This is a genomic window from Qipengyuania sp. (assembly GCF_042095715.1).
GTDB lineage: Bacteria > Pseudomonadota > Alphaproteobacteria > Sphingomonadales > Sphingomonadaceae > Qipengyuania.
This window is the reverse complement of sequence record NZ_JBELMO010000065.1, coordinates 1-2,707: the sequence shown is the minus strand read 5'-3', so window position 1 is coordinate 2,707 and position 2,707 is coordinate 1. Positions and strand designations below refer to the sequence as shown.

Sequence of the window (2,707 nt, the reverse complement as noted above, 5' to 3'; positions counted from 1 at the left end):
TGCGTGCGTAGGGTCCAGCCATCACCCCACCTCATGATCGTGTTGAGCGCGGGCGCGGAGAGCGGCGGCGGTGAGAGCAAGCGCGGGAGTGGCCGCCGTTGCTTGCCCGATCGGGTCGTAGGTGCAGGGGGCATGTATCTCCAGCGACGACCACTGGTCGGCATGCGATCCTAGCGCCCCCTCCGCCCACATTCCCTCCGGCACCAGCGTCATGGCGGCGTCGATAGAGGCGGTGTAGCGGGGCAGCATGATGCTCTGCCTGTTCTGATCGTAGCATACCCGTCCGAGCGGGTGCCCCTCATCAACGACCTGCAAGCCCTGCAACGGCGCGATCAGCGCATCGAGGTCACGGCTCGGCACCTGCCCGGCTTCGCAAAGCTCAGCCAAGCGCACGATCTCCCCAGCGTCAGCGGTCATGGTCGGTGGCCTTGGCCGGTTCGATGCGCTCGCCATGCTTCAGGTCCAGCATGTAGGCCCGGTCGAAACGGTTCTCGCGCGCCCACTCTGCGAACGTGGCGTTGAGCCGGGCAGCAAGATCGCGGCACTGAGTATCCGTCCATTCCGTTTCTGGATCGCCCTGCCCATCCTCGCCGAACAGTTCCTCGTTGCGGTTCTGAAACGTGGAGATGACGCTATCGAGATCGTCTTCAAACACGTGCAGGTCGTGCTTCATTGGCGTGCCGGCGGAAACCCAGAACGGCTCGTCCGGATACTCGGCTGCACCGGCTTCGATAGCTTCTTCACGAGTGGCCTTGCGTCCGTACCAGCTTTCTGCATCCTCGCTCCCGGCATAATACCAGAGCGTTGCGAACGTCTCAGCGGTCATAGTCTGCTCCTTGCGAGATAAGGTGAACCGAAACCGCGATGCCCCTGGCGTAGTATTCGCGCATCCGAGCAGATGCGTGCGGCGGGATGGCTTGACGGTTGTAGCCCTGTAGGAAGGCGTTGCGTTGAGGGCCGGTCGCAGCAACGGCAAGGACGGTCCAGATCCACGCGGAATGCTGGGACTTGGTGAGGACGCCGGGGATCGCCGCCACCTCCGCGATGCTCTCACCCATGACGATCCGTCTCCTTGTTGCCGAGGGCGGTGTGGGAGAACGTCGGCGAGGGCAGCGGCGTCCACCACAGGTCGGGCTCATCTTCCTCGGTAAACGGCCAGCCACCAGTGTGGGCGATCGGCATCTCGTGTTCCTCGAAGCCGATCTGCACCGTCACCTTCATGCCGCGCCCCAGATCAAGCGGCGATCCGCAATACGGCGCTCCGGCGAGTGGCAGCTTCCACCACAGCACGTCACCGAGATCCTCGTGCCATTCGCTGAACGGTCGCGCCTCTTCGAGAACCTTGATCCGCTCCCGCGCCTCTTCTGTGGGGGTGGACAGGTGATAGTGCGCCATCTCATCAGGCAGCGCGGCTAGGAAGCCGGATGACACGTCATCCGCCAACCGCACGCCGTGGATCATGCGCCCTATCGCAATAAGAGCGGCACGCAACTGGCGACACTCAGCCTCCTGCGCGTCTAAGGCTTCCTGCCACGCAGGCCTTTCCACCGGTTCGCCAGTCGCGCGGGTGCCGAGCCCCGCAAGCATCTGCTCGCGAGATTGCAGCTTATCCACCATGCTTCTCCCCGTTGCCCGCACGGATGCATTCTGGATGCCAGCCCTGCTTGATCTGCCGTTCTTTGATGCGGATCGCGGGGTCGAAGCGCGGGGGCAGCATGACCAACGTCATGCAGATGATGATCCAGATCACGATGCCGTCTCCCCGTTGCCCGCGCCGTGCTGGTGCGGATCGGTGGCGAGGGCGGCGGTGATCTGCTCGCGACGGGATGCGTGATCCTGCGCCTCAATCATGCGCGCCGCGTTGCGATAGGCTTTTGCTTCGGCGCGACATGCTGCGACAATGCTGGCGTCATGTCCTGCAAACCGCTCCGCTTGCGTGTCAGCCGCAGCCGCGCACGCCGTAAGATAATCCCGGATCGCGCACCGCTCGACCGTAGCCGCGTCCAGCCCCTGCGAGGGGGTGGTGGACGGTGGCAGGACCGCAATGCGAAACTCAGCCGCTGCCCCCGGCAACCCGACTTCGATTTCATGGCCGACACCGATGGAATCTCGGATCGCGCGATACACATCGCTCGTCACGTCGTAGCGCGGCTCCTTGAAACCGAGGCCATCTTTCGTCGGCCGACCGGCAAAGATGCGCCTGCTGATCGCAGCCGTAGCCACTCGGATCGGGTTGCCGCTCATGCCCCGCACTCCTTCTCGACCGCACCTGTGGGGGCGTTCAGGGCGGCGGGTTTAGCTATCAGCCCCGCTGCTTCACGCAATTCGGCAAGGTGTTCGGCGTCCAGCGCGAGAGCACGGCATTTATCTTCTAGGAGATTGCGCATGGATGCGCGCTCGTAAGCCCCGCACCTCATGCTGCACCGTCCTGACCGCCGTCAGGTCCCCATGTGATGCCGTATTCGTATGGCGGCCCCTCCCACTTTCCCGCCCCCTGCTGTTCTGCTTGCTTGGGTGCGGCGGCGATCATGATACGGTAGCATTCCGCGACATCATTTTCGGACTGCCATGCGTATTCGGCACCCGCTGCACGCATTTCTGGCGTCGCCACCCGAGGCACAGCCACCATGCCCGCCGGGATAGTCGGCGTCGGCATCATCTTCCCGGCGTCAGGCAAATGATCGACCCCATCCTGCGCCCTCGCACC

The 2,707-nt window shown here is 64.0% G+C and carries 8 protein-coding genes; all 8 read right to left on the bottom strand.

What is annotated here, in order from left to right; genetic code table 11:
* Positions 1–21: 21 nt before the first annotated feature.
* On the bottom strand, positions 22–417 hold the full coding sequence (locus ACFDTG_RS13265; RefSeq protein WP_375248330.1) for a hypothetical protein: 396 nt from the start codon (positions 415–417) through the stop codon (positions 22–24).
* Positions 407–826 carry a hypothetical protein gene (locus tag ACFDTG_RS13260; RefSeq protein WP_375248331.1) on the bottom strand — a complete coding sequence of 140 codons (420 nt, stop codon included), beginning with the start codon at positions 824–826 and terminating at the stop codon, positions 407–409. The genes ACFDTG_RS13265 and ACFDTG_RS13260 overlap by 11 nt, the downstream gene beginning before the upstream one ends.
* Positions 816–1,058 (bottom strand): hypothetical protein, encoded by a 243-nt coding sequence (locus ACFDTG_RS13255; protein WP_375248332.1) that lies wholly within the window; start codon positions 1,056–1,058, stop codon positions 816–818. The genes ACFDTG_RS13260 and ACFDTG_RS13255 overlap by 11 nt, the downstream gene beginning before the upstream one ends.
* Positions 1,051–1,617, bottom strand: coding sequence for a hypothetical protein (locus ACFDTG_RS13250; RefSeq protein WP_375248333.1), 567 nt, complete (start codon positions 1,615–1,617; stop codon positions 1,051–1,053). Before ACFDTG_RS13250 ends, ACFDTG_RS13255 begins: the two co-directional genes overlap by 8 nt.
* Positions 1,607–1,750, bottom strand: a complete 144-nt coding sequence (locus ACFDTG_RS13245) for a hypothetical protein (protein ID WP_375248334.1) — start codon at positions 1,748–1,750, stop codon at positions 1,607–1,609. The genes ACFDTG_RS13250 and ACFDTG_RS13245 overlap by 11 nt, the downstream gene beginning before the upstream one ends.
* Positions 1,747–2,244, bottom strand: coding sequence for a hypothetical protein (locus ACFDTG_RS13240; protein WP_375248335.1), 498 nt, complete (start codon positions 2,242–2,244; stop codon positions 1,747–1,749). Before ACFDTG_RS13240 ends, ACFDTG_RS13245 begins: the two co-directional genes overlap by 4 nt.
* A complete protein-coding gene (locus ACFDTG_RS13235) occupies positions 2,241–2,387 on the bottom strand; it encodes a hypothetical protein (protein WP_375291507.1) in 147 nt (48 codons plus the stop codon). Before ACFDTG_RS13235 ends, ACFDTG_RS13240 begins: the two co-directional genes overlap by 4 nt.
* A 26-nt stretch (positions 2,388–2,413) precedes the next feature.
* Positions 2,414–2,707 (bottom strand): hypothetical protein (locus ACFDTG_RS13230; RefSeq protein WP_375291506.1); only part of this gene is annotated, 294 nt, incomplete at its 5' end.